The sequence below is a fragment of the Aeromonas sp. SE22 genome (assembly GCF_038739755.1).
In the GTDB taxonomy this organism is placed as follows: domain Bacteria; phylum Pseudomonadota; class Gammaproteobacteria; order Enterobacterales; family Aeromonadaceae; genus Aeromonas; species Aeromonas jandaei.
Map to the genome: position 1 here is coordinate 26,732 of NZ_JBCGFD010000017.1, position 25,761 is coordinate 52,492.

25 protein-coding genes and 1 pseudogene are annotated in these 25,761 nt (G+C 60.9%); 10 read left to right on the top strand and 16 right to left on the bottom strand.

Annotation, left to right across the window (positions count from 1 at the left end):
* Window positions 1-7: 7 nt before the first annotated feature.
* Together AAHA39_RS18645 and slyD are read left to right on the top strand one after the other, a co-directional pair.
* On the top strand, window positions 8-211 hold the full coding sequence (locus tag AAHA39_RS18645) for a YheV family putative zinc ribbon protein (protein WP_033114610.1): 204 nt from the start codon (window positions 8-10) through the stop codon (window positions 209-211).
* Between the two features lie 143 nt (window positions 212-354).
* Window positions 355-1,026: a peptidylprolyl isomerase gene (gene slyD, locus AAHA39_RS18650; protein WP_019446474.1), complete on the top strand. Its 672-nt coding sequence runs from the start codon at window positions 355-357 to the stop codon at window positions 1,024-1,026.
* 82 nt (window positions 1,027-1,108) lie between these two features.
* Here slyD and AAHA39_RS18655 read toward each other — a convergent pair whose 3' ends face one another.
* Both AAHA39_RS18655 and AAHA39_RS18660 read right to left on the bottom strand, forming a co-directional pair.
* A complete protein-coding gene (locus AAHA39_RS18655; protein WP_033114612.1) occupies window positions 1,109-1,324 on the bottom strand; it encodes a SlyX family protein in 216 nt (71 codons plus the stop codon).
* Window positions 1,325-1,338: 14 nt separating this feature from the next.
* Complete coding sequence (locus AAHA39_RS18660; protein ID WP_320656306.1) at window positions 1,339-2,307, bottom strand: WD40 repeat domain-containing protein; 969 nt, start codon at window positions 2,305-2,307, stop codon at window positions 1,339-1,341.
* A 118-nt stretch (window positions 2,308-2,425) separates the two neighbouring features.
* On the opposite strand from AAHA39_RS18660, the gene fkpA reads away from it, so the two are divergent.
* Both fkpA and AAHA39_RS18670 read left to right on the top strand, forming a co-directional pair.
* On the top strand, window positions 2,426-3,220 hold the full coding sequence (fkpA, locus tag AAHA39_RS18665) for an FKBP-type peptidyl-prolyl cis-trans isomerase (RefSeq protein ID WP_033114614.1): 795 nt from the start codon (window positions 2,426-2,428) through the stop codon (window positions 3,218-3,220).
* A 150-nt stretch (window positions 3,221-3,370) separates the two neighbouring features.
* The gene (locus AAHA39_RS18670; protein ID WP_320656305.1) at window positions 3,371-4,777 is read left to right on the top strand and encodes a sigma-54-dependent transcriptional regulator; all 1,407 of its coding nucleotides are present in this window, start codon (window positions 3,371-3,373) and stop codon (window positions 4,775-4,777) included.
* A gap of 56 nt (window positions 4,778-4,833) precedes the next feature.
* On the opposite strand, the pseudogene AAHA39_RS18675 reads toward AAHA39_RS18670, so the two are convergent.
* The 3 genes and pseudogenes from AAHA39_RS18675 to AAHA39_RS18685 form a co-directional block, all read right to left on the bottom strand.
* Window positions 4,834-5,703: pseudogene (locus AAHA39_RS18675) on the bottom strand (tetratricopeptide repeat protein).
* A 113-nt stretch (window positions 5,704-5,816) separates the two neighbouring features.
* On the bottom strand, window positions 5,817-6,152 hold the full coding sequence (locus AAHA39_RS18680; protein WP_042030818.1) for a hypothetical protein: 336 nt from the start codon (window positions 6,150-6,152) through the stop codon (window positions 5,817-5,819).
* 155 nt (window positions 6,153-6,307) lie between these two features.
* Complete coding sequence (locus AAHA39_RS18685; protein WP_041210540.1) at window positions 6,308-6,652, bottom strand: DUF2956 domain-containing protein; 345 nt, start codon at window positions 6,650-6,652, stop codon at window positions 6,308-6,310.
* Window positions 6,653-6,911: 259 nt separating this feature from the next.
* Between AAHA39_RS18685 and ushA the strand changes: the two genes are divergently transcribed.
* Window positions 6,912-8,636 (top strand): bifunctional UDP-sugar hydrolase/5'-nucleotidase UshA, encoded by a 1,725-nt coding sequence (ushA, locus tag AAHA39_RS18690; protein WP_104016701.1) that lies wholly within the window; start codon window positions 6,912-6,914, stop codon window positions 8,634-8,636.
* Between the two features lie 469 nt (window positions 8,637-9,105).
* Here the strand turns inward: ushA and AAHA39_RS18695 are convergent, their stop codons facing one another.
* A complete protein-coding gene (locus AAHA39_RS18695; protein WP_041210542.1) occupies window positions 9,106-9,966 on the bottom strand; it encodes a Tim44 domain-containing protein in 861 nt (286 codons plus the stop codon).
* A gap of 363 nt (window positions 9,967-10,329) precedes the next feature.
* On the opposite strand from AAHA39_RS18695, the gene dnaB reads away from it, so the two are divergent.
* The 3 genes from dnaB (at window position 10,330) to AAHA39_RS18710 (ending at window position 13,408) form a co-directional block, all read left to right on the top strand.
* On the top strand, window positions 10,330-11,724 hold the full coding sequence (gene dnaB, locus AAHA39_RS18700; RefSeq protein ID WP_041210543.1) for a replicative DNA helicase: 1,395 nt from the start codon (window positions 10,330-10,332) through the stop codon (window positions 11,722-11,724).
* Window positions 11,725-11,915: 191 nt separating this feature from the next.
* Window positions 11,916-12,989, top strand: a complete 1,074-nt coding sequence (gene alr, locus AAHA39_RS18705) for an alanine racemase (RefSeq protein ID WP_185228398.1) — start codon at window positions 11,916-11,918, stop codon at window positions 12,987-12,989.
* A complete protein-coding gene (locus tag AAHA39_RS18710) occupies window positions 12,989-13,408 on the top strand; it encodes a secondary thiamine-phosphate synthase enzyme YjbQ (RefSeq protein WP_320656304.1) in 420 nt (139 codons plus the stop codon). The genes alr and AAHA39_RS18710 overlap by 1 nt, the downstream gene beginning before the upstream one ends.
* A 120-nt stretch (window positions 13,409-13,528) precedes the next feature.
* On the opposite strand, the gene pepE is transcribed toward AAHA39_RS18710, so the two are convergent.
* The 8 genes from pepE to AAHA39_RS18750 all read right to left on the bottom strand — a co-directional run bounded on the left by pepE (window position 13,529) and on the right by AAHA39_RS18750 (window position 23,450).
* Window positions 13,529-14,266: a dipeptidase PepE gene (gene pepE, locus AAHA39_RS18715; protein WP_041210546.1), complete on the bottom strand. Its 738-nt coding sequence runs from the start codon at window positions 14,264-14,266 to the stop codon at window positions 13,529-13,531.
* Window positions 14,267-14,479: 213 nt separating this feature from the next.
* Complete coding sequence (locus AAHA39_RS18720) at window positions 14,480-16,288, bottom strand: carbon starvation CstA family protein (RefSeq protein ID WP_041210547.1); 1,809 nt, start codon at window positions 16,286-16,288, stop codon at window positions 14,480-14,482.
* 213 nt (window positions 16,289-16,501) lie between these two features.
* The gene (gene btsR, locus AAHA39_RS18725; RefSeq protein ID WP_320656303.1) at window positions 16,502-17,239 is read right to left on the bottom strand and encodes a two-component system response regulator BtsR; all 738 of its coding nucleotides are present in this window, start codon (window positions 17,237-17,239) and stop codon (window positions 16,502-16,504) included.
* Window positions 17,233-18,927, bottom strand: coding sequence for a sensor histidine kinase (locus AAHA39_RS18730; protein ID WP_320656302.1), 1,695 nt, complete (start codon window positions 18,925-18,927; stop codon window positions 17,233-17,235). Before AAHA39_RS18730 ends, btsR begins: the two co-directional genes overlap by 7 nt.
* Before the next feature lie 246 nt (window positions 18,928-19,173).
* Complete coding sequence (locus tag AAHA39_RS18735; protein WP_342690032.1) at window positions 19,174-20,544, bottom strand: endonuclease/exonuclease/phosphatase family protein; 1,371 nt, start codon at window positions 20,542-20,544, stop codon at window positions 19,174-19,176.
* Between the two features lie 214 nt (window positions 20,545-20,758).
* Entirely contained in the window at window positions 20,759-21,559 is an 801-nt protein-coding gene (locus AAHA39_RS18740) for a heme ABC transporter ATP-binding protein (protein WP_320656345.1), read from the bottom strand.
* An 11-nt stretch (window positions 21,560-21,570) separates the two neighbouring features.
* Window positions 21,571-22,602, bottom strand: a complete 1,032-nt coding sequence (locus AAHA39_RS18745) for a FecCD family ABC transporter permease (RefSeq protein ID WP_320656346.1) — start codon at window positions 22,600-22,602, stop codon at window positions 21,571-21,573.
* The gene (locus AAHA39_RS18750; protein WP_320656347.1) at window positions 22,599-23,450 is read right to left on the bottom strand and encodes a heme/hemin ABC transporter substrate-binding protein; all 852 of its coding nucleotides are present in this window, start codon (window positions 23,448-23,450) and stop codon (window positions 22,599-22,601) included. Before AAHA39_RS18750 ends, AAHA39_RS18745 begins: the two co-directional genes overlap by 4 nt.
* A 167-nt stretch (window positions 23,451-23,617) precedes the next feature.
* Between AAHA39_RS18750 and hutX the strand changes: the two genes are divergently transcribed.
* Complete coding sequence (gene hutX, locus AAHA39_RS18755; protein WP_320656348.1) at window positions 23,618-24,130, top strand: heme utilization cystosolic carrier protein HutX; 513 nt, start codon at window positions 23,618-23,620, stop codon at window positions 24,128-24,130.
* A complete protein-coding gene (gene hutZ, locus AAHA39_RS18760; RefSeq protein ID WP_201968351.1) occupies window positions 24,127-24,684 on the top strand; it encodes a heme utilization protein HutZ in 558 nt (185 codons plus the stop codon). Before hutX ends, hutZ begins: the two co-directional genes overlap by 4 nt.
* A gap of 77 nt (window positions 24,685-24,761) precedes the next feature.
* On the opposite strand, the gene AAHA39_RS18765 is transcribed toward hutZ, so the two are convergent.
* Together AAHA39_RS18765 and AAHA39_RS18770 are read right to left on the bottom strand one after the other, a co-directional pair.
* Window positions 24,762-25,145, bottom strand: a complete 384-nt coding sequence (locus AAHA39_RS18765) for a hypothetical protein (protein ID WP_139395401.1) — start codon at window positions 25,143-25,145, stop codon at window positions 24,762-24,764.
* Window positions 25,146-25,183: 38 nt separating this feature from the next.
* The gene (locus AAHA39_RS18770; protein ID WP_042030796.1) at window positions 25,184-25,738 is read right to left on the bottom strand and encodes a cysteine hydrolase family protein; all 555 of its coding nucleotides are present in this window, start codon (window positions 25,736-25,738) and stop codon (window positions 25,184-25,186) included.
* Window positions 25,739-25,761: the final 23 nt, after the last annotated feature.

Sequence of the window (25,761 nt, forward strand, 5' to 3'; positions counted from 1 at the left end):
AACAAATATGGAAACCAGACGTAAAAAACGCTTCATTGCCGGTGCGGTTTGCCCGGCGTGCGGCAAGTTGGACAACATGATGCTGTATATGGAGCATGGAGTCGAGAAGGTGACCTGCGTCGCGTGCGGTGATACCCAGGTGCAGACGCCGGAAGAGGTGGAGCGGGTAACCCGTGAAGCCGAAGAGGTGATCGGCGTATTTCGTCCCTGATAGCCCTGAAGAGTGCAGGGCGTTGTTGCCCAAACTGGTGGCATCGCCGATTTTTTCATCGCCCGCTGACGGGGCATGGCATATGCGCGGCCCGCTTTTTAGGTTATTCTGGGCCCGTTTTTTTCTATCCGCAGGATCCTGACATGAAAGTAGCTCCTCTGAGCGTGGTTACGCTGGAATACACAGTCACCGACGAGCACGGTGAAGTCATCGACAGCACTGTCGGCAAAGAGCCGCTGGTCTATCTGCACGGCACCCGTTATCTGGTTTCCGGCCTCGAAGCCGAGCTGGAAGGTCGTGCGGTAGGTGAAGCCTTCGAAGTGACCCTGACCCCGAGCCAGGCCTACGGCGAATACGACGAGTCTCTGGTGCAGGAAGTGCCGGGCGAGCTGTTCGACGGCATGGAAGTCTCCGAAGGGGATACTTTCGTGGCTGAAACCGACGACGGTCATCGTCCGGTGACCGTGGTTGAAGTGTCCGAAGAGTTCGTCAAGGTAGATGGCAACCATCCGCTGGCTGGCGTGACTCTGGGCTTCAAGGTCGAGATCAAGGACGTGCGCGCTGCCACTGCCGAAGAGCTGGCTCACGGCCACGTTCACGGTGCCGGCGGTTGCGGTCACGACCATGGTCATGACCACGATCACGGCCATGGCGGTTGCTGCGGTGGTCACGGTCACGACCACGACGAAGAGCACGCTCACGGCGGTTGCTGTGGCGGTGCCGGTCACAGCCACGAGCATGACCACGGCGACGACCATGGTCATGGCGGCTGCTGCGGTGGTGGCGGTTGTGGTGGCAAGGGCCATCACCACTGATCACGGCCACGCCGATGATAAAAAACCCGCGATTTATCGCGGGTTTTTTATTGGGCAACATTTGCCGGACAGAGAGCTCTCATCAGTAGTGAGGGGGCGGAGTCTCTTCGGCCATGCTGGCGATCTGGCTCGGTTGCACGCTCTTGAGCTTGTCGATCAGCAGCTGGATCTGGTGCTTGAGCCGGTCGAGCTCGCGCCCCTGGGTAGTGACCTCGTCGTTGAGCAGCTCTATGGTGTACTCCGCATAGGCGAGACGGGTTTCCAGGGTTTCGATGCGTTCGTTTAAATGCTGACTCATGGGCCTGCGGGTCCTTACTTGATGGTCCAGATTTCGGCCAGGCCACTGGAGCTGGCGCTGACAAGGTGACTATTGTCGCGCAAAGCCACGCCGTAGACCACTGCACTGGGCGGTTTTACCTTGGGATGGGGCGAAACCAGCCAGCTTTGCAACAGGGCACCATCGTTCACCTGCCACAGCGAGAGCTGACGGGAGGGGGCGCCGGTGATGAGCCATTTGCCGTCATTGGCGAAGCGGGCGCTGGTGTAGACCTCGAACCTGTGTCCGAATTGCAGCTGGCTCACCTCTTTACCGGTTTTCAGATCCCAGATGCTGCCCCGGCTGCTGTCCGCGGTGAAGGCGTAGCGACCGTTCGGCTCCAGCCGTGCCATGACCACCCGGCCGCCATGGTTGAAGCGCCAGACCACCTGACCGCTGCGGGTATCCCAGAGATAGGCGCTGTAGTCGTTGCCGCCGGTCAGGGCATAACGGCCGTTGGCGGAGAGATCCACCGTATTGATTTGCTCGGTGTGACCGAGAAACTGCAGGCGCCGTCCGGTTTGGGTGTCGACCCACTCCGCTTTGCCATCTTCACGTCCGATCAGCACATTGCGTCCATCCGCCGAGAGGGCAATGTCCCTCAGCCTGGATTCAGGAAGCGAGTAGTAGCCTTGCGATTGGCCGTTCTGGAGCTGCCAGATGGCAAAGGTGGTGGCTGTGGCGGTCACGGCGTGACTATCCCCTTGCGCAAAACGGACGATGGAGACCAGATCATCGGGGGAGTCGGATTGTTTCCAACGCCAGCGCTGGCGGTTCTGCTCCAGATCCCAGACCACGACCCCCTGGCCGAGGCTGGAGACGATGGCCTGCTTGCCGTCATTGGCCAGATCGGCGGCCAGCAGACCCGAGCTGGCGAGGGAAAGTTGCCGGTCTGGTCGGGCACTCTGCTCGCAGCCGGTGAGCATGAGGCAGAGGCCTAGCAGATAAATGGCACTTTTTATCATTTTTGATGTCTCACGCTTTTGTTACCTGCAATCACGGCGTTAGTATAAGGCGCTTATCACGATAAACCTCTCATTTCACGATGGAACCGAGAGCGGTATTTGGAGTTTGGAGAAACTGATGAACAAATTTCTGAAGGTGTCCCTGTTGGCTGCGGCGGTTGCCGTAGGTCTGACTGCCTGCCAAAAAGACGAGAAGCCGGCTGCCAATAGCGCCGAGGTGAAGGCAGAGGCCAGCAAACCGGCAGCGTCTACCAAGGCGCAGAGCTTTGAAGAGCAATCCGGTTACGCCATCGGCCTCTCCATGGGTCGCTATATTGCCAACACCCTGGAGCGCCAGCAGGAGCTGGGTATCAAGCTGGACAACGCCGTCATCCTGAAAGGGGTCACCGATGGTCTGGGCAAAGAAGCCAAGATGACCGACGAAGAGATCCAGAAAGTACTGCAGCAGTACGACGCCAAGATCAACGAGCTGACCAAGGCCAAAGCCGAGAAAGATGCCGTTGAGAATCTGAAGAAAGGTGAAGAGTTCCTGGCCGCCAACGCCAAGAAAGAGGGTGTGAAGAGCACCGAATCCGGCCTGCAGTATCAGGTCGAGAAGATGGGCACTGGCGCCAAGCCGAAAGCGACCGACATCGTCAAGGTTCACTACACCGGTACTCTGACCGATGGCACCAAGTTCGACAGCTCCGTTGACCGTGGCGAGCCGGCAACCTTCCCGCTCAACCAGGTAATCCCGGGCTGGACCGAAGGCGTACAGCTGATGCCGGTTGGCTCCAAGTTCAAGTTCTTCCTGCCGTCCAAGCTGGCCTACGGCGAGCACGGTGCTGGCTCCATCCCGGCTAATGCCGTGCTGGTGTTTGACGTCGAACTGCTGGCTATCGAGAAGCCGGCTGCAGAAGACGCCAAGAAGTAATTCCTTTGTATCGATGAAAACGGCTCCTTAAGGAGCCGTTTTTACTTGTGCATCCTCTCGTTTCGCGGGATAAACTGAGAGCATTGCGCATGGGATATCAGCGGTAGCGCTAAAAATAAAGAACAAAATCAATTAACAAGGATCAATCCTGTGGCTGAGAACGCACCCCGTGTCCTGTTGGTGGAAGATACCCGGAGTCTGGCTGTAGTTTATGAGCAGTACCTGCGCCAGGATGGCTATGAGGTGGTGCTGGCCGATTGCGGACAGCAGGCGCTGGAGGTGTTGCTGACGAGCCCCCCTCCGGTGGTGCTGCTCGACCTTGAGTTGCCCGACATGTCGGGCATGGAGATCCTGCAACAGATCACCGAACAGCAGCTCCCCTGCGCCGTGGTGGTGATCACCGCCCACGGCTCGGTAGATGTGGCGGTGGAGGCGATGCGTCTCGGAGCCTTCGACTTTCTGACCAAGCCGTTTGACAGCAAGCGGCTCTGCGCCACAGCCCGCAATGCCTTGAAACATCAGCAGTTGAGCTCGCTGGTTGCCCACTATCGCGAGAACTTCGAGCGGCAATCCTTCTTCGGTTTTATCGGTGCCTCCATGGCGATGCAGGCGGTTTACCGCATCATCGAGAGCGCGGCGCCGAGCAAGGCGACCGTCTTTATCACCGGCGAGAGCGGTACCGGCAAGGAGGTGTGCGCCGAGGCGATCCACCAGTGCAGCCCGCGCCGCGAGCAGCCCTTTATCGCCCTCAACTGCGCCGCCATTCCCCACGATCTGATGGAGAGCGAGATCTTCGGCCATGTGAAGGGCTCCTTCACCGGTGCTCAGGGCGATCGCAAAGGGGCAGCCAGTCTGGCGGATGGCGGCACCCTGTTTCTCGACGAGATCTGCGAGATGGATCTCGACCTGCAGAGCAAGCTGCTGCGCTTTATCCAGACCGGCACTCTGCAGCGGGTCGGCAGCGGCAAACTGGAGACCGTGGATGTGCGCTTTATCTGTGCAACCAACCGGGATCCCCTGCTGGAAGTAAAAGCGGGCCGTTTTCGCGAGGATCTCTACTACCGGCTCCACGTCATCCCCCTCTATCTGCCGCCGCTCAGGGAGCGGGGCGAAGATATTCTGCTGCTGGCCCGCAGCCTGCTGCAGAACTATGCGAAGGAGGAGAACAAGCGCTTTCGCGACTTCGATGCCGCCGCGGCGCGGGTGCTGCTCGACTACCCCTGGCCCGGCAACGTGCGCGAGCTGCAGAACGTGGTGCGCAATATCGTCGTGCTCAATGACAAGGAGCTGGTCAGCCCGGATATCCTGCCGCCGCCCCTCAATGGTGTGCGGGCTCTGGCTGTTGCAACGACTGCTGCCCAGCAACCCGCGGCAACAGCCGCCACTCCCGTAGTTGGCGGGCCGATCCGGCCGCTCTGGCTGGTGGAAAAAGAGGTGATAGAGCAGGCCATCGCCAGCTGTGACGGCAATATTCCCAAGGCGGCGGCGCTGCTGGAGATCAGCCCCTCTACCATCTATCGCAAGAAGCAGGGGTGGGAAGAGGCCAATCTGGCCTGAACCAGCTTGCCAAAAGAGAAGGGCGGCCAGAGAGCCGCCCTTCTCTTTTGAGTCGTTCAGAGTTTGGCGAGGCGTTTGAGCCGGGCCAGCCGCTCAGCCTCATGGCTCTTGCTCCAGCTATCGCGCGAGAGCAGAAACCAGGCGCGGGCAAAGTATTCGGCCGCTGCCGGATCATCCAGCACCAGCGCATTCTCCCCCAGCTCCTCGAACAGATCGCCATCTTCCGCAGCGCCGGCGTCGCTCATATCGGCTTTAAGCTGGCTCAGTTCTGCCATCGCTTGTTGATGCAGACCCATGGCCCGGCTCAGGCGGGCGAGACTCTAGCGGGCGATAAAAGCCTTGCCCTGCTCCTGATGCGCTTCATGCCAGCTCAGACACTTCTGTTGCAGCGCTTTTGCCTCGTCAAATCGCCCCAGCTCGAACAGGGTCCAGCCCAGATTATGGTAAATGGCGGGTAGCCAGCTGCGCACCCGCTCATCTGTGCTGCGCTCGGCCAGCTCCATCCCCAACTGATGCCAGCGGCTCTGCTCTGGCGGCGGCACCGTCATGGCCACCATCTGGGCGGCATCGATGGCAAGGTAGAGCTCCTTGCTCTTGAGCCCCTGTTGCCAGGCCTGCTCAAACTGCGCTTTGGCCTGACTCTGATCGCCAGCGGCATGGAACAGGCGGCCACGCTCGATATGCAATCTGACCCGGGCTCTGGGGGTTACCCCGGTGAGGCGCTTCTCTACGTCATTAAGGGTCTGTCTGGCTGGCTCTGGCTGGTGTTGCAGAGCGAGGGTGCGGGCAATCTGGGTCAGCAGCTCCAGCTCGAGCTGCAAATTCTGGTCGGCGCGCGCTGCGGGCAACAGGGCATCGAAGCGCTGGGCAGTGGCGACGGGATCCTGATAGTCCCATAGCGCCATGAAATCGGGCGGATTCTCCATCTGGCCTCCTGGCTGGCGATCCTTGCACCAAGATGCCTGCAGGTTATTGATTGCACAAGGGGCGCTCGTCATAGAGCGCCCCTTGAGTCATGTCAGCGTCAGCGGCCAGCCGGTCAGTAGACCATGGCCAGGCTCATCAGCATCAGGCCGAGGGCGGCAAAGGCTCCCTCCTTGATGGCCAGACGTGGCACCAGTGCCTTGGGCAGGCCTGGAAACAGGCTCAGGGCAAAGCCAAGGCCCGGCATCAACCAGTGGAAGGCGGGATTGCGCAGGGCGGGGTCGGCAGCGCCATTGATGATGATCAGCAGAATAAAGAGGGTAAAGGCGGGCAGAATAAACCAGCGCACTGTGCCGGCGGCAACGGCCCGCAGCGGCGAGATGCGATAGAGCAGCATGGTCACCAGAAAGAGCACAAAGGGGGCCAGCAGGTAGAGCGGAGCGGGGTTCATAACGAATTTCCTGAAAACAGATGACCAGACAGTCTGGGTTGGCAACAGCTTGGGCTGGGGCAAACAGAGGAGGGATTTAATCAGCCTTCAATTAGCCTGACCAGCCTGATGGCCCTGCTCTGTGAAGCGGATCCCGGACAAAGGTTTGCCAGCCTTTAGCGCAGCCACAACCAGACGGCGACAAAGCCGAGCCAGCTGGCGGCCAGCAGGGCCCATGGCAGCGGATGGTGGCGAGTGACCTCGATGACCTCAAGGGCTTCATCCTGTTCGTCGTCTTGCTGCGCTTGCTGGCTCTGTTTCGCTTTGGTCTGCAGCTTCTTCTGGCGACTGGCTTCGCGAGCCCGCGCCTTCATCTGCTTTTTATACTCGTCGATCCCTTTCTGGATCCCCTGAGCGATAAGCTGGGTCTGCTCTTTGGTCTGCCCCGGCTTCTGGTTGGCACGGGCAATTTTCATCGCCTCCTGCTGAGTCTCGGGGGAAATCTTGTCGTACTTGGCCATCAACACACTCCTCGGGCATGGGGGAGGGAGTATGCCATAAAACCGCGTTTCGTGGCGCTTGGCACGGCATGGCCGCAAATGAGCAACGTCTCAATAAAAACATTTAAAAATCAGTCGAGAAGCGGATGTTGGGCCAGTGATCACAATTAACAGAATTTGTGAGTCATCGATGAAAAATGGCCACTGGTTGTTTGTTATATTTGCGCCCGACCTGCTGGATAGGGTCGCTAAATAACAAAACAATCAAGGTGATATGGAAATGAATAATAACTTTATCAAAGGCGGCGTGGCCCTGGCCGTGTTTGCTGCACTGACTGGCTGTAATACCTCAAAAAACGACAGCGTGGCACCCTGCACCGAAAATGTCTGCAAACTGACCATTCTGCACACCAACGATACCCACGGCCGTTTCTGGAACAACGCGGAAAACGAATATGGCATGGCGGCCCAGAAGACGCTGGTCGAGCGGCTGCGTAGCGAGGCCAAGGCGGCTGGCAGCGATGTGCTGGTGCTCTCCGGCGGTGACGTGAATACCGGGGTACCCGAGTCGGATCTGCAGGATGCCGAACCCGATTTCATGGCGATGAACAGCATCCGCTACGACGCCATGGCGGTGGGCAACCACGAATTTGACAACCCCCTCAGCGTGATCGAGAAGCAGCGTCAGTGGGCCAAGTTCCCCATGCTCTCCGCCAACATCTATGACAAGGCGAGTGGCAAGCACTACTTCGACCCCTACAAGGTGTTCAAGCTGGAGAGCGGTCTCAAGGTCGCCGTACTGGGCCTGACCACCGAGGATACCGCCCAGCTGGTGGACCCCAACAACGTGAAAACTCTGGAGTTTCGCGATCCGACCACGGAAGCTGCCGCACTGGGTAAGCAGATCCGTGACAAGAAGGAGGCCAATCTGGTCTTCGCCATCACCCACATGGGCCACTATGCCGATGGCCAGCACGGCAGCAACGCGCCGGGCGATGTGGAGATGGCTCGCAAGCTGCCGGTTGGCACCCTGGATGCCATTATTGGCGGCCACTCCCAGAATCCGGTCTGTATGGAGCCGGGTACCGCCAACAAGTACGCCAACTTCAAGCCGGGTGATACCTGCCTGCCGGATCAGCAGAACGGCACCTGGATCATGCAGGCCCATGAGTGGGGCAAATATGTGGGTCGTGCCCAGTTTGACTACCAGAATGGCAAGCTGACCCTGACCAGCTATGAGCTGATCCCGGTCAACCTCATCAAGCGCAACGCCAAGGGCGAGGCGATCGATGCCAACGGTGCCGTGACCAAAGACACCAGCAAGATGCAGTTCGTGCAGGACGAGATCGTGAAGGATCCAGAGCTCTACAATACCCTGCTCGCCTATCAGGAGAAGGGTCAGCAGGAGCTCAGTGTGGTGATCGGTTCCACCGATGGGCTGCTGGTTGGCGATCGCAACTCGGTGCGCAACAAGCAGACCAACCTTGGTCGCCTGATCACGACGGCGACCACCGGCAAGCTGGGCGTTGATTTCGGTATCGTCAACTCGGGTGGTGTGCGTGACAGCATCCCGGCTGGCGACATTACCTATCGCAGCGTGCTGCTGGTGCACCCCTTTGGCAACACGGTCAACAAGGCGGTGATGAAGGGAAGCGAGCTGGCGACCTATCTGGGTCAGGTTGCTACCAAAACCCGCAACACCGGTGGTTACGCCCAGTTTGGCGGTATCAATATGGCGGTGGATTGCCAGGCCAAGAGCGTGAATATCACCAGCATCGGTGGCAAGGCGTTTGACCCGGCCGCCACTTACAGCTTCGCCATCCCGAGCTTCAGTGCCTCCGGTGGCGATGGTTATCCGAAGATCGATACCATCAACGCCGGCCTGGTCGATGCCGCTGTGCTGAAGGAGTACATCGAGGTCAAGAAGACCATCAACGTTGCTGACTATCAGCCGGCCAACGAGGTGAGCTATCTGAACTCCACTTCTGCAGAAGGGTGCAACTAAGCAACCTTGCATAGCCATCACAGGAGCCGTACTTGGCTGCTCCATGCAAAGAGATCCCCGGGCCTAGCTCGGGGATTTTTTTATCTTGTGACGATGACCTGAGCCGGTTAGGCACCGGCTGCCTGGTGCTTGGTATCCCTGCTACAAGGCGCGTTTCCCTTTATCCTGCCGCCCACACTCGACGTTTTCCGCTCTGCTACCTCCTAGCGAGATCGGCCATATCCCTTTGAGGGGCCGCTGGCAGCGCTAAAGGCATAAGGAGATGCGCATCCTGCCACTATAAATTTAATTTATAGGTTTTTATTAAATGGCATTGCTTTGGCTTATACCAAACCGGTGGCAGGAGAGAGGCTCTGCCAGATTCGTTTGTTGGCCCTGACAAGCCTTCCGCCGATTTGTGGGGCCAGACCGTGAGACAAAAAAAGAGGCCGCCGGATGGCTGCCTCTTTTGTCCCGGATGAGCGTCGCTTTACAGCTGCTCGATACCAACGATATGCCAGGGGGCATTGTTCTTGGCCAGATCGCGCTCGAGGTGCCACACCTCTTTGATATCCTCTTCAACCTGCTCCTGACGGTCCATGTAGCGGCCGCTGAAGCGCACGCTCACCTGGGCCCAGTCGCTGCCGTAGTCGGCGCGCACCAGCTGGGTATCCACATACATCACTTCGGTATGCTGGTCGCCAGTCAGTTCGGCGCGCTCGGCTTTGAGCTGCTCGAACAGCTCGGGGCTGACGTATTCGCGCACTTTTTCCAAATCGTTCTTGTTCCACGCCTCTTGCAGGGTGCGGTAGTGGTCGCGGGCACCGGCCAGGAAGCCGTTCATGTCAAAGCCCGGCGGCAGGCGGAACGGCACATCGCTGTCGGCAAAGCCGGTCGCTTGCGGCGCGCTGTGGCTCTGCTCGAACTGCTGCGGGGCTGCGCTCTGGGGTGGCTGATAACCGGCATAGGCCGTCTGTTGCGGTTGTGGCGCTCCCATCTTGCCCCGGCGCATGGCCCGGAACAGGAAGACGGCACCCAGTGCCAGCAGGGCGATCAGCAGGAAGTCCATCCCTTGCAGACCTTCAAAGGCGCCGCTGCCCAGCAGGTAGGCAAACAGGCCACCGGCCAGCAGACCGCCCAGCAGACCACCCATCATGCCGCTCTTTTTCGGCGGGGTCTGGGCACCCAGGGTCGGGTTCTTGTTGTCGACCGGTTTGGCCGCAGGCTGTGCCGGCGCTGTCTTGTAACTTTTGCCAAAGGATTTGCCGCCACCAAACTTCTTGGCCTCGGCGTGCGGTGCCCCCAGGCCGATGGCCAGGATCATGGCAAACAGGGTCAGCATCTTTTTCATTTTGACTCTTTCACTCTCGTCTGTAGTTGGGGCATGCTCTGCTTAGGCAAGCTCAGCAAGGCGCATGGCAGGCTGCCTGTCCCTAAATGTGTCGCAGCTTGTGCCGATAAGTACCATGACAGGCATGAATTATTCATGAACGAATTACCACCTCGGGTGGGTCTCGATGTCAGGAGTGTGCAGCATGAAAAGCAGACGATTGAGCCGCAAAGAGCGCAAGATGCGCAGCAAAACCAGAAGCAGCAAGAGCGAACAGACCCTGGTCTGGCCCTTTATGATGGTATGAGCCGCCAGATAGGGCTCGCCGTAGTTGGCTTTCTTTTGTAAAATTCCCGTCCCCTTCCCGCTGCGGTTTTTATGTGTATGGCAGAGCAAGTGACGGCGAAAAAAGACGCCAAGACACAACAGCTGAAAGTTCCCCCCCACTCTTTTGAGGCCGAACAGTCCGTACTGGGCGGCCTGATGCTGGATAACGACGCCTGGGATCGGGTCGCCGAGCGGGTGATCGACAAGGATTTCTACAGCCGTCCGCACCGGTTGATCTTCCAGGCCATGACCCGCCTCTCCAACGCGGGCAACCCCATCGACCTCATCACCCTGCAGGAGGAGCTGGAGCGCTCTGAACAGCTGGAAGAGGCAGGTGGCTTCGCCTATCTGGTGGAGATCGCCAAGAACACCCCGAGTGCCGCCAACATCAACGCCTACGCCGAAATCGTGCGCGAGCGGGCGGTAGTGCGGGAGATGATCTCGGTCGCCAACGAGATCGTCGAAGCGGGCTACGAGCCGCAGGGCCGTACCTCCAACGATCTGCTCGACCTGGCCGAGAGCAAGGTATTCCAGATCGCCGAGCAGCGCACCAGCGCCAACGAAGGCCCCCAGCCGCTCAAGCTGATCCTCGAGCAGACCGTCGACAAGATTGAAGAGCTGTTCAAGACCCCGCACAACGGGGTGACCGGCGTCTCCTCGGGCTACAACGATCTGGACAAGATGACCGCCGGTTTGCAGCGCTCGGATCTGGTCATCGTCGCTGCCCGTCCCTCCATGGGCAAGACCACCTTTGCCATGAACCTCTGTGAGCATGCTGCCCTCACTGCCGACAAGCCGGTGCTTATCTTCTCGCTGGAGATGCCCTCCGAGCAGATCATCATGCGTATGCTCGCCTCGGTGGGGCGTATCGACCAGACCAAGGTACGTACCGGTCAGCTCGACGACGAGGATTGGGCCCGTCTCTCCTCCACCATGGGTCTGCTGCTCGAGAAGGGCAAGATGTATATCGATGACTCCTCCGGCCTGACCCCGACCGAAGTGCGCTCGCGCGCCCGGCGGGTGGCGCGGGACAACGGTGGCATCAGCATGATCATGGTGGACTACCTGCAGCTGATGCGGGTTCCCAGTCTCTCCGACAACCGGACTCTGGAGATCGGTGAAATCTCCCGCTCCCTCAAGGCGCTGGCCAAAGAGCTGCAGTGCCCGGTGGTGGCGCTCTCCCAGCTCAACCGAAGCCTGGAACAGCGGGCCGACAAGCGTCCGGTCAACTCGGATCTTCGTGAATCGGGCTCCATCGAGCAGGATGCGGACTTGATCATGTTTATCTATCGTGATGAGGTTTATCACGATGACAGCCCTGACAAGGGGATTGCCGAGATCATCATCGGCAAGCAGCGTAACGGCCCCATCGGCCGGGTGCGTCTCACCTTCCAGGGTCAGTTCTCCCGGTTCGACAACTACGCCGGCCCGGCGTTTGACGACGATTATTGATGTAAACCCAAGGTGATGGCGATTTCGTCATTACCACGACTGCCCTGATCGATAGCCAGTCATTGGCTGCCGCTCAGGGCCTGTTTTCCCGGTTCGACAATTATGCCGGTCCGGCCTTCGACGACGATAAGTGAGTGGCGGTCTTCTGCCCGATGAGGGGGAGACCATTTGTGCCCTCGTAAGGGAAAACCATGAAAGCGGCTACTGCCCAAATCAACACTGCGGCCTTGCGCCACAACCTCGCCGTGGTCAAGCGCCACGCTCCCGCTTGCAAGATCATCGCTGTGGTCAAGGCCAACGCCTATGGCCACGGACTGCTGCCGGTCGCCCGCACCCTGGTGGATGCGGATGCCTATGCGGTGGCCCGTATCGAAGAGGCGCTGATGCTGCGCTCCTGCGCCGTGGTCAAACCCATTGTGCTGCTGGAGGGATTCTTCTCTGCCGATGATCTGCCGGTGCTGGCGGCCAACAATCTGCAGACGGCGGTTCACACCTGGGAGCAGCTCGAAGCGCTGGAGCAGGCCGAGCTGCCAGCCCCCGTGGTGGCCTGGCTCAAGCTCGACACCGGCATGCACCGGCTCGGGGTGCGGGCCGACGAGATGCCCGCCTTTATCGAGCGCCTCGGCAAGTGCAAGAACGTGGTGCAGCCGTTCAACATCATGACTCACTTCAGCCGTTCCGATGAGCTGGAGCAGCCCACCACCCGCGAGCAGATCGATTTGTTCAGCAAGTTGACCGCGCCGCTCCTGGGGGAACGGGCCATGGCCAACTCGGCGGGCATTCTGGCCTGGCCGGACTCCCACTGCGACTGGGTGCGCCCCGGCGTCATCCTCTATGGCGTGTCGCCATTCCCCAACACGGTGGCGGCTGATTATGATTTGCAGCCGGTGATGACCTTGAAGACCCAGCTGATTGCGGTGCGGGATCACAAGGCGGGCGAGCCGGTGGGCTACGGCGCCAACTGGGTGGCGGATCGCGATACCCGCCTTGGCGTGATCGCCATCGGCTACGGTGACGGCTATCCGCGCATGGCGCCCAACGGCACTTCCGTGCTGGTCAACGGCCGCATCGTGCCGCTGGTGGGGCGTGTCTCCATGGATATGAGTACGGTGGATCTGGGCCCGGGCGCGACCGACAAGCCCGGCGACGAGGCGGTACTGTGGGGCGAGGGGCTACCGGTGGAGCGGGTTGCCGACGAGATTGGCACCATCCCCTACGAACTCATCACCAAACTCACCTCCCGCGTCTTTATGGAGTACGTCTGATGTGGCAGCAGTGCCTGCTGACCCTGAAGCCCCGTTCGCGGGGCTTTCATCTGGTGACCGACGAACTGGTGGCCAAGCTGCCGATGCTGGCGGATTACCGGATTGGCATGGCGCACCTGCTGCTGCAACACACCTCTGCCTCGCTCACCCTCAACGAGAACTGCGACCCCAGCGTGCGCAGCGATATGGAGGCCCATCTGCACCGGCTGGCGCCGGAAGATGCCCCCTACTATCGCCACACCTATGAGGGGCCGGATGACATGCCCGCCCACATCAAATCCTCCCTGCTCGGGGTGAGCCTGCAGCTGCCTGTTCGCGACGGTCAGCTGGCGCTCGGCACCTGGCAGGGGATCTGGCTTGGTGAGCATCGTGTCGATGGCGGCGCCCGCAAGGTGCTGGTGACCCTGCAGGGTGAGTAAGCAGGCTGCAACCAGCTGAAAGATGACGATAAAAAAGAGGGATGGCATTGAGCCATCCCTCTTTTGTTTTTACGATTTCGCGAGCTATCCGCTTGCCAGTGGCACGGCGCTCTGCGTGGCTCAGCCGACCTTGAAGGGGGTCAGTTCGGCCAGCGGGGCTGCGTCCATAAAGGCTTGCGGCTCCTGACCGTGTTTGAAGATCTTGAAGTCCTGCTCGCGGGCGCTCCAGTACTCCAGACGCTCGCTGCCGTTTTCTCCGGTGATTTGCAGCAGACTCGCTTCGCGCAGGGCCACCACATGCTCGCTCGGGTTGATGGCGCAGAACTCGGCCAGACGCTCGTCGCGGGTCTCGCCCATGTGGCCGCTGATGCTGGCGTCCAGATAGTGCGGGTTGATCTGCAGAGGGAACAGGCCCAGCGCCGGCAGCACGGCGGCGCTGCAAACCGGCATGTCGTTGGTGGTGCGGATGCTCGGGGTCGCCACGTTGCAACCGGCGCTCCAGCCCACATAGGGGACGCCCCGCTCGCGCACGGCACGCTGGATCGGCACGATCAGGCCGTTTTCATGCAGCATCTGGTTGAGACGCCAGGTATTGCCGCCGCTGATAAAGATGGCGTCTGCCTGATTGATGGCATCAACCGGATCATCGAAGTGGTGGATGCTGATGGCATCGACTCCCAGACTCTCCTGCAGCTCGTTGGCGCGGGCATCCCAGTCGCTGCGGATCACCGCGTAGGGGATGAGCAGGATGCGCTTGACCTGTTTGCGCGCGAGCAGGCTTTGAACCCGATCCCGGGCCCAGCCGAGCAGACCCGGAAATTCGTTGGCTTTACCGTTGCTAAGCAGAAGCAGTTCCATCAAATCGTTCCTCAAAAAGTGAAAGCGGAGGAGAGGCCACCCCGGTTTGCCGTCGGACAGCAGGGTGACAGGAGCGGGCATACTACCACTTTCGGATAGACGGTTCTGTGATCGGGGGGCTCATTAATGAGTTGTCCCTCAATGAGTCCGCATGAAAATCACCACATAAAGAGAGGCCCCGCTTGTGCGGGGCCTTGGTCATGGTCGGGATGATCAGGAGGCGGTTGCCTCGACCACCTTGTAGGAGGGCTGCTGGCGCAGCTTCCACAGCTCGCTCCACTTGCGCAGGGCAGAGAGCAGGATCAGCATCCCCAGCACCAGCATGATGAGGGAGATGATGCCGTTCATCGGGTTGTAGCCCTTGGCGGCCGCGTTGAAGTAGACGTTGCTCATCATCCAGTAGGCGGCGTAGTTGACGGTGACGAACAGGTAGGCCAGCGGAATGAGGCAGGTCAGCATGTAGCGGCGCTTGCTGGCCAGTCGCAAGATGATGGTGGCACCGATGATGAGGCCCACCGAGGCCATCAGCTGGTTCGATACCCCGAACAACGCCCACACGGATCCGATATCGCCGGACATCAGCAGGTAGCCCCACATCACGCAGGCGAGCACGCTGGCGCCGATGGCGCCCGGCATCCAGTCGATGCGCTTGAGGGGCGGGTAGAACTCGCCGAAGAAGTCCTGAATGAGGTAGCGGGAAACCCGGGTGCCGGAGTCGACGGCAGTCAGGATGAACACCGCTTCGAACATCACCACGAACTGGAAGAAGTAGGAGGCGAGGTTACTGAACCAGGGCACCTTGGTGAAGATGTAGGACATGCCCACCGCCAGGGTGACGGCGCCGCCGGTGCGACCGTTCAGGTCCATGCCGATCTCCTGGGAGAGGAACGGCAGATCCACCACCTGCATCCCCAGTTTGGCGAAAGCTTCCGGGGTGGCGTTGATGGCGAAGTAGTCGGCCGGGTGCAGGGCAGTGGCGGCGATCAGTGCCATCACGCCCACCACGCACTCGGCCAGCATGGCACCGAAGGCGACCGGCAGGATGTCGTTCCACTTGTCCACCAGTTTCGGGGTGGTGCCGGAGCCGATAAAGGCGTGGAAGCCGGAGATGGCGCCACAGGCGATGGTGATGGAGATAAAGGGCCAGACCGGGCCGCCCAGTACCGGGCCGCCGCCGTGGACGAACTGGGTCATGGCGGGGAACTGGATCTCCGGGTTGATGCAGATGACGCCGATCACCAGCGCGCCGAACACGCCGATCTTCATAAAGCTGGAGATGTAGCCGCGCGGGGTGAGCAGCAGCCAGACCGGCAACGCGGTGGCGAAGAAGGCGTAGATGGGCAGCGCCAGACTGATGGTCTCGGCACGCAGAGTCAGCCAGGCACCGAAGGCGCTCTCCTGTACGTAAGGGCCGAAGAAGACGCAGGCCAGAACGGCGATGAAGCCCACCCAGGAGGCGGCTTGCAGGTTGCCGGTCAGCTTGTGCCAAATTCCCACCACCATGGAGATGGGGATGGTCATGAACACCGCGAACACACCCCAGGCGTTACGTTCCAGCGCGTGCACCACCACCATGGAGAGACCCGCCATGGTGATGGTGATGATGAACAGCATCGCGAGCCCCGTGCACCAGCCGGCGATGGGGCCAAGCTCGGCCTTGGCCACCTCGGAGAGAGACTTGCCCTGATGTTTCATGGAGGCGAACAGCACGACGGTGTCGTGCACAGCGCCGCCGATGACGCAGCCGATCAGCAGCCAGAGAAAGCTCGGCAGGTAGCCGTACTGGGCGGCCAGTACCGGGCCGACCAGCGGGCCGGCGGCGGCGATGGCCGCGAAGTGCTGGCCGAAGTTGACCCACTTGTTGGTCGGCACATAGTTCTTGCCATCTTCCAGCTGGTGGGAGGGGGTGACCAGTTTGTCGTCAGCCTGCAACACCTTGCGCACAAAGAACACGCCGTAGAGGCGATAGGCAATGGCGAGGATGCAGAGGGCCGCAATGACAAAAGTGATTGCGTGTTGCATGGGGGAGTTTCCTTTTCCTGTGGCCAATCTGGCCGGGCTCAGGCTGCACTCTACCGATGCGGCAGGGAAAGGGGAGCGCAGAAAAGGTCAGTGGCCGGGTTCTGCCCGCGAGCGGCAGAAATGCGGCCCCGAGCGGTTTGAGGGGGGAGCCGGCGGGTGTGGCAAGCGGGTGAGTGGTAACGGGCAGGGGAGCGGGGTGAGTGACCCGCCCCCTCAGGGGATCTCCAGCAACGCCTTGAGGGGCTTGAGGTAGCGGCGGCTCACCGGCACCTTGTGGCCGCCCTGGGTCACCACCTCCGCCAACCCGCCGTCGAGCAGCAGGATTTCGCGGATCTGGCCCGGGTTGAGCAGGTACTGGCGGTGACAGCGCACGAAGCCGGTCTTCTCCTCCAGCGTGCGCAGGGTCAGCTCGGTGGTGCCCTGCTGCTGGCCGCTGATCACCCGGTTGCCGGTGAGATCGCTGTGGATGAACTCCACCTCGCCAAGAGGCAGCAGCAGAATCCGGTTGTGGCCGCTACAGGGGATGCTGCGCAGGGGTTGGGCGATGCGGGTCGGATCCGGCAGCGGTTGGCCCGCCAGCTCACCTTTGGGCGAAAGCAACCGCTGGATGCGCTCCAGCGCCCGGTTCATCCGTTCCGCCGTGACCGGTTTGAGCAGGTAGTCGAGGGCGTTCTCCTCAAAGGCGCGCAGGGCAAACTCGTCGTAGGCGGTGATGAAGACGATGTGGGGGCGCAAGTCCGGGTCCAGCATGCTCACCAGCTCCAGCCCGTTGATGCGCGGCATCTGGATGTCGAGAAACAGCAGGTCGGGTTTCAAGCGATGGATGGCGGGCAGCGCCTCCATGGCGTGGGCGCACTCTCCCAGCAGGCGGATATTGCCCGCCTGCTCCAGCAACAGGCGCAGCTCCTCGCGGGCGAGGGGTTCATCGTCAACGATCAGGGCGGTCAGCATGGGCTCTCCTGCAGGGGAAGGGTGATCCTCACCCGGGTTGATTGATGGGGGACGCAGTCGATGGCGACCCCATACTCGGCGCCGTAACGGGCCTTGATGCGCCGATCCACTATGTTCATGCCAAGGCCGCTCCCCTCCTGTTTCGTCTGGTAGAGCCCGGCGTTGTCGCACACCTCCAGCAACACCCGCTGCGCCTCAATCCGGGCGGTCAGGGTCAGCAGGCCGGGTTCGAACATCTGGGAGATGCCGTGCTTGACCGCGTTCTCGACGATGGGCTGCAGGGAGAAGGTGGGCAGCCGGTACTCCAGCAGCGACTCGGGAATATGGATCTGCACGCTCAGGTGCTCGGCGAAGCGGGCCTGTTCGATGTGCAGATAGGCGTTCACATGCTCCAGCTCGTCGGCCAGGGTCACCTCGTCCCCCTGGCGTTTGAGGTTCTTGCGAAAGAAGGTGGAGAGATTGTGCACCAGGGTGCGGGCGCTTTCGGGATCGCGCCGGATCACCGCCGACAGGGTGTTGAGGGCGTTGAACAGGAAGTGCGGGTTGATCTGCGCCTGCAACAGCTTGATCTCCGACTGGGCCAGCAGTCGCTTCTGCTCGTTGTATTTGCCCGCCAGGATCTGGCCGGAGAGCAGCCGGGCAATCCCCTCTCCCAGAGTGCGATTGATGGAGGAGAAGAACTTGCGCTTGGGCTCGTAGAGCTTGATGGTGCCCACCACTGAGCCCTCTTCCCCCCGCAGCGGAATGACCAGCGAGGAGCCGAGCCGGCACTGGGGATGCAGGTTGCAGCTGTAGGGGATGAGGTTGCCGTCGGCATAGACCACCTCGTTGTGCTGGATCGCCTTGAAGGTGTGGGCCGAGTTGATGGCGGTGCCCGGCAGGTGGTGATCCTCGCCGATGCCGATAAAGGCGAGCAGTTTCTCCCGATCTGTGATGGCCACCGCGCCGACCCCGGTCTCCTCGTAGAGGATGCGCGCCATCTGCTGACACGCCTCTTGGGTAAACCCCTTGTCCAGCACCCGCATCGCCCGCTCGGCGATCTTGAGGGCGCGGGCAGAGAAGGCAACCGAGTACTTCTCCAGCATGGCGCGGTGATCGAGGATCATCCGCATGAACATGGCGGCCCCCAGGGTATTGGCCACCAGCATGGGGGCGATGATGTTCTCGATGAGGTGGACGGCGTCGTCAAACGGGCGGGCCACCAACAGGATGATCCCCATCTGCATCAGCTCGGCGATAAGGGCCACCGAGCCGACTACCCAGGGGCTGAACAGCAGGTCGAGCCGGTGGCGAGCGACGAAGTGGCGGTGCACCAGGCCGCCGAGCAGCCCTTCGGCGATGGTGGAGAAGGTGCAGGCCAGCGCGGTAAAGCCCCCCAGCGAGTAGCGATGAATGCCGCCGGTGAGCCCTACCAGCAGCCCCACCACGGGGCCGCCGACGATGCCCCCCAGCACGGCACCGATGGCGCGGGTATTAGCGATGGAGTCCTCAACTCTCAGGCCAAAATAGGTGCCCATGACGCAGAAGCCGGAGAAGATGAGGTAGCAGAGGAGCTTGTGGGGCCAGTTCAGGGTCACCTGAGTGAGCGGCATGAACAGCGGTGTCTTGGAGAGCAGCCAGGCGATCACCAGATAGACGCAGAGCTGCTGGAACAGCGAGATCACCAGAGTGAATTGTTCAAACGCCACTGCTCATTGCCCCGGTAATAGTTGGTTATTTAATGGACGCGGAGTATTAGCAAACCCCATACCCCCTTGCAAGGCAGGGGTATCGGAATGGTGGCGTAGCGCACGATTTGCCGAATCGTCTGCCGCCGTGGCGATCGGTAACTGTCTGGTTACTCAGCATGGAGTCTGAGCCAGCGGCAGACGCGGCGATATGGCGAAAACAAAAAGGGGGCCAGAAGGCCCCCGAATTGACGGTCAGTGGGTAGCTCAATCGAGTTTCAGATCGACCCAGACCATACGGTGATCCGAACTGACTCCCTTGGCGATGCCGAGTTTCGCATCATAGACCAGGTGGTAACCCGCCTCGAAGCTGGCCGGCCAGTAGATACCACTCTTCACCGCGTTGAGATTCGCTGAGGGGATGACGTGATCCAGCTGCAGCACGCTGGTGTTGGTGATCCGCTCCGGGTTGGGACGATTCAGATTGCGTTTGCAGTCGGTCCCCTTGCTGACACACTCCGGGCCTCCTTCGCTGACCGGGATCAGGGTGCCATTGGTGATGGCCTGATTCATCAGCGGGTTGTTCAGCAGATCCTGAATGGCGCTCAGGTCACCGTCACCGGTTTGCGGATCGGCGTTGAGATCGCCGGCGATGACGAACTTGGCATTTTTGGCCAGTCCACCCTTGGTGCCCTTGTCATCGGCCATGTAGTTGAGCCCCTTGACGTAGTCGTTCCAGAAGGCGATCTCTGCGCGGTTGTGCTTGACGGTGTGACGCGCCGCATTGGCAAAGATGGGCGGGGTCGGGTGGGAGATCAGGAAGTGAATGACCTCTTCTCCCTTGTCGGTCTTGATCCGCACCGGCACGTCAGCGTGGTTCTTGGAAGAGAGCGGGTACTTCTGCCACACCTCATTGGCATACCAGGCATCGCCGCACTGGCGGCTGGCCGGGATCTTGGCATTGGGGTTGTTGCAGTCATCGATGACGGGGTTCTTCTCGCCCGGCATATCCTTCCACTTGAAGTTCTGGAAGGTACGGATCTGCTTGGTGTCGATGGGATATTTGGACATCACCGCAAAGGCGTACTGGCCGTGGTAGTTGCCAAAGCCCCAGGCATCATCGGGGCCGCTGTTGACCTTGCCGTCGAGGTTGAGGTCATAACCGCTCATCAGGCCGGTGTTGGTGGCGAAGTTCTGCATCACCGGATAGCTAATGGCCGTCACTTCGGCATGCTGGGCGTGGGCCAGATAGTTATCGTTGAAGGCTTTCAGGTCGGCGGTGTTCTCGCCTTTGCCATCGTTGTCGAATTCGTTGAGCAGGAACACATCCGGGCGGGTGCGCTGGATGATCTCCGCCACGTTGCGGATCTGCTGCACGTTCAGGGCCTTGGTCTTCTCTGCCCCGCTAAGATTGCCGCCTGCGAGGCGGGCCAGCAACTCATCCTGCGCGGAGCGAGTCAGTGCCAGCTCACCAGAGAGCATGCCGGCGGCAGTGCGGTCAAAGGAGAGGTTGAAGGTGGCAAAACGGACCATGGAGTTGGGTGCCTTTGCTTCGTTGTTGTCGGTATCACTGTTGCAGCCTGCCAGCATTCCGAGGGAAATGGCTGCGGCCAGTAGGGTCTTGTTGATATTTTTCATTGTAATTATTCCGTAGCATCAATGAGTTAAGCGTGCCATGCGGCTGCGCCATTATAGAGATCGCTCAAGGCTACGGGATGTTTGTCTGGCCAAAGTGTGAGGCTATTCACAGCCAGTCTGGGTCGATGATGAATATTGGCTGGCCTGTATGACTCGGGATAAATCAGGTCGCTTCGGCCCGTGTTGCGGTAAGGGACGACAGTTTTCCAATCTCTTACACCACCATCGGCAGGCCGCTTTCTGGATGGTGGAGCACCTGAGCCGGATAGCCGTAGAGGCGGGAGATAAGCTCGGGGGTGAGCACTTCGCCCGGTGTGCCATCGGCCATCAGTTTGCCCCGCTCCAGCATCACCAGCCGGTCGGCATAGCGTGCCGCCAGATTGAGATCGTGCAGCACCACCAGCACGGCGGTATTGCGGCTGGCCAGCGCCCGGGCCATAGCCAGCAACTGGTGCTGATATTTCAGATCGAGGGCCGAGGTGGGTTCGTCGAGCAGCAGCAGCCGTGGTTGTTCCGATTGCTCGGGTGAATCAGGGGCTTGCCAGATCTGGGCCAGTACCCGGGCAAACTGCACCCGCTGCCGCTCGCCGCCGGAGAGGCCCGGATAGAGCCGCTTGGCCAGATGTTCGACCCCCGCATGGGCCATGGCGGCGGCTACTATCTCCTCCTTGCGGCGAGCGGGTTCGCTGTGGGGCAGGCGTCCCATGGCCACCACCTCTTCACAGAGAAAGGGGAAGTTGAGCGACGAGCTCTGTGGCAGCACCCCGAGCCGGTGGGCCAGCTGGCTGCTATCCCACAGCTGACGCTCCCGGCCAAACAGGGTGATGGTGCCTTCATGGGGCAGTTCACCGGTCAGGCATTTGAGCAGGGTGCTCTTGCCCGCCCCGTTGGGGCCAAGCAGGGCGGTCAGGGTGCCGCTTTGCAGAGCGAGATCGAGCCCATCCAGGATCTGGCGCTGGCCACGGCGCAGGCTCAGCCGGGAGCAGGTCAGCAGGGGGGAGGCAAATCGTTCCATAGCAATCCGTGTTAGAGCGCGCGGCGGCTCTTGATCAGCAGCCAGATGAAAAAGGGGGCTCCTAGCAGAGCGGTAATGATGCCGACCGGCAGCTCGGCCGGGGCCAGCAGGGTGCGCGCCAGCATGTCGGCCCCCAGCAGCAGGGCTGCTCCCATCAGGGCGGAGAGGGGAAGCAGTCTGACATGGTTGGGGCCAGCCAACAGTCGTACCAGATGAGGTACCACCAGCCCGACGAAGCCGATCATCCCCGATACCGCCACCGCCACGCCGACACCTGCTGCGGTGAGCAGAATCAGGCGGCGCTTGAGCGCCTGCACATCGATCCCCAGATGACGGGCTTCCCCTTCGCCAAGCAGCAGGGCGTTGAGGGGATTGGCATCGCGCATAAAGAGCCACAGCAGGGCCGCCAGCGTAAGCAGCGCCAACGCCATGTCGGCAGGTTTGCCGGCGGCCAGGGTACCCATCTGCCAGAGGCTGAGATCTCGCAGCATCTGATCGTCGGCGAGATAGCTGAGCAGGCCGATCACCGCGCCCGAGAGCGCCGTGATGGCGACCCCGGCCAGCAGCATGACGGTCACCGAGGTGCCGCCCTCCCGGGTGCCGAGCAGATAGACCAGCGTCGTGGTCAGCGCACCGCCGAGAAAGGCGAGCAGCGGCAATAGCCCGACGCCGAGCAGCTGTTGCAGTGATTGACCGAGAGGGGCCAGCAGCACGATGGCCAAGGCCGCTCCGAGCGCCGCGCCGCCGGAGACCCCTATGATGCCGGGGTCAGCAAGGGGATTGCGAAACAGCCCCTGCATCACGGCGCCACAGAGCCCGAGGATCCCGCCGACCGCGATGCAGAGCAGGGTGCGAGGGAGTCTAATCTCCTGCACGATCAAAAGCTTGTGGGCCGCAATTCCGCTCCCCTGTCCGGCATAGAGCGCGCGCAGGCTCTCGCTCAGGGTGAGTGCCATCGGCCCGGTTGCCAGCGAACCGAGCAACAACAGGGCGAGTGCGGCCGTGGTGAGGGCCAGCAGCCAGGGGAGGGGCAAGCGCATCATGACCCCTGTTTGAGCCACTGGGCGATCTGGTTCGCCTGCTGCAGGGAGTTGGGGCTCAGGCCCCCTTGCAGGGCGTGACCGTCGATGGCGTGAATGGCATTGCGCTTGCCGGCCGGGGTGGCGGCAAGTGCGGGTACTTCGGCCAGCACCTTGGCCGGGTCGGCGTAGCGCTGCCAGTCGCGGCCGCTGACCAGCACCAGATCGGGCTGCATCTCGATAAGGGATTCGGCGGAGACGGGTTTGTAGCTGCGCAGCGTGGCTGCGGTATTGGTGCCGCCAGCCAGCGTAAGCAGGGCACCGGCGGTGGTGTCGCCCCCGGCAATACTCACCGGTTGCCCCTTGTGCAGCAGCAAAAAGGCAACCTTGAGCGGCTTGTTCTGTTTGGTTTGTGCTGCCAGCTGCTCGGTCTGGCTCTGGATCTGCTGTTTGAGCTGCTCGCCCGCGGCCTGGTCATCCAGCAGGCTGGCCAGGGTATCGATACGCTCATTGAGGTTGGCCAGAGTCGGTGCCGTTTTCAGTACTTCTACCTTGACCCCGGCACGGCGCAGCTGATCGAGGGTTGGCGCTGGGCCCATCTCGTCACTGCCAACTACCAGAGTCGGTGCCAGACTGAGGATCCCTTCGGCAGCCAGCGCACGCTGATAGCCCACCTTGGGCAACCCTTTTGGCAAGGGGCTGCTGACATCGGTCGCAACGAGGCGATCGTCGCCACCGAGCGCCAGAATGAGTTCAGTGGTGGCCGGGCCAATACTGACGATGCGGGTATTGGGCGCCTCGGCAGCATGAGTGAACAGGGGGAGCAGAGAGCTGCTCAGCAGGGTGAGTGCGAGGGCAAGAGGACGGCCCATGCTAACCTCCGACAATAGGGTGAAACGGATGTGCCGCCGAGAATATCAAGGGTTTGAACAAAATGCACTGAGAATGATAGCAATTATCAATTGCATTGATTCTGGTGCTTTATTAGAGTAGCCGCCATGATAAACAGCGAGGCTGGTGCCTCGCCGAGGGAGAAACGATGAGCATTGCACAACGCATTCAGGAGATGCTGGAGCAGGATCCCAGCGCTCACCCTTCAACCATTGCAGCCCAGCTGGCCGTCAGCGAGTGGGAGGTGGTTCGCCAGCTGCCCGCGGAGCTGGTGACCCTGTTGCCCGCCGATCGCGCACAAGCTCTGCTGGAAGATCTGGCCGACTGGGGCCCGGTAACCACCATCGTCGAGTCGGAAGGTTCCATCTTCGAAGTGAAGGCGCCGTTCCCGAAAGGTAAAGATGCGCGTGGCTACTACAACCTGATGGGCCGCGATGGTGAGCTGCACGGCCACCTCAAGCTCGACAACGTGGCGGGGATTGCGCTGGTCAGCAAGCTGTTCATGGGCAAGGAGGGGCACTCCTTCCAGTTCTTCGGCCACTCCGGTCGTTGCATCTTCAAGGTTTATCTCGGCCGCGACGAGAAGCGTCAGTTGCTTGCCGATCAGGTCACCCGTTTTATGGCCCTGCGCCACCCGTCTCAAGAGGAAGTAAAAGCATGAGTGAACGTCAGGAGCGTCTGCAGAACCGCCTGCAACCGGAGATCCGCGAGTTTCGCGACAGCTGCCGTACCCTGCAGCTCGCCACCGTCGACAGCCAAGGTAATCCCAACGCCAGTTATGCGCCGTTCGTGCTGCAGGAAGATGGCTACTATGTGCTGATCTCCGAGATCGCCCGCCATGCCCGCAATCTGCAGCAGGTGCCCCGGGTATCCCTGATGCTGATCGAGGATGAGAGTGGTGCTCGCGAGTTGTTTGCCCGCAAGCGTCTGACCTTTGATGCTGTGGCCGAAGTGGTTGCCCGTGACGACGATCGCTGGAGCAAGGCCGTGGCGGCGCTTGAAGGCCGTTTTGGCGAGATTATCAAGGGACTCTCCAACCTCAAGGACTTCAAACTGTTCCGCCTCAAGCCGGAGCAGGGGCTGTTCGTCAAGGGCTTCGGCCAAGCGTTTGCGGTCTCCGGTGACGAGCTGGTGGACTTCGTCCATCTGGTGGAAGGGCACAAGCGCATCGACAACGGTGCCGAGCTCACCAGCCCGGCCGATGCGCCGGTCTGACGACACGACATCAGTTACAACAAAACGGGCAGCCAATTGGCTGCCCGTTTTTTATTGCGTTATCTCGTCCGGATTGCTTAATCCTGCCAGGAGGCCTTGTTGGGGAAGGTGCTGCGATCGGCAGCGGTTGCCGTCTCGTTACACTCACCCCGTACCTTCCAGGAGGTCTGGCTCAGCACTATGTACCCTTCCCGGCAGTACTTTTTGCTGGCGAGGGTCTGGGTCAGCAGGTTCTCCTGCAATGCTTCCCGCTGCTCCAGCAGGCGCTGGCTCTGGGCGGCAGAGAGGCCGCGCGGCAGGGTATCGTTGGGCGCTGCTTCAAAGGTGAAGCGCTTGCTCCCCTCCTCGTTGATATGGGTCAGGAAGAGGGGCTCGGGCCCGTCATACTTCTGGCCAGGCAAGCTGGAGCAGGCCGACAGCAGGGGAAAGAGCAGCAACAGGGTGGCGGGCAACAGACGCACGGCAAGACTCCGATGAGAAACAAAGCGAGGGCGCCAGATTAACATGGCTGCCCAACGGGTGTTACTGCCAGCAGCTCGTCGGTGGTGAGCAGGGTCACACTGCGCCCATTCGGCAGGTCGAGGTTGCGCCATATCCAGTTGTGATGCTCGATGATCTGGGGGGCGCCAAGGTGAGGGCGATTGGCGGTGGAGTGAGCATCGCTCAATACGAACACCTCGAAGCCATGAGAGGCTGCGCTGCGCACCGTGGTATCGACGCAGAAATCGGTGTTGCTGCCGCAGAGGATAAGCCTGTCGACCGGCTGTTCTGCCAGCAGAAACGCGAGCTCGGTGTCGAGGAAGCTGTCACATGCGCTCTTGCGTACCCGGCTATCGCTCTTGGCTGGCTGCAGCGCACTGTGCAACTGCCAACCCGGGGTGCCGGGTTCCAGCTCGCCACCCGGCAGATCATCATGCTGGATATAGATGACTCGCCCCTGTTGTTGCCTGACATGGGCCGCAGCCCGATTGATATTGGCCAGCACTTGCTGTTGCTGATGGTGGGTCTCTTTCATGACCCCTTGCTGCACATCGATGATCAGTAACACATCCATATTGTACCCGCCGTTTCCTTGAT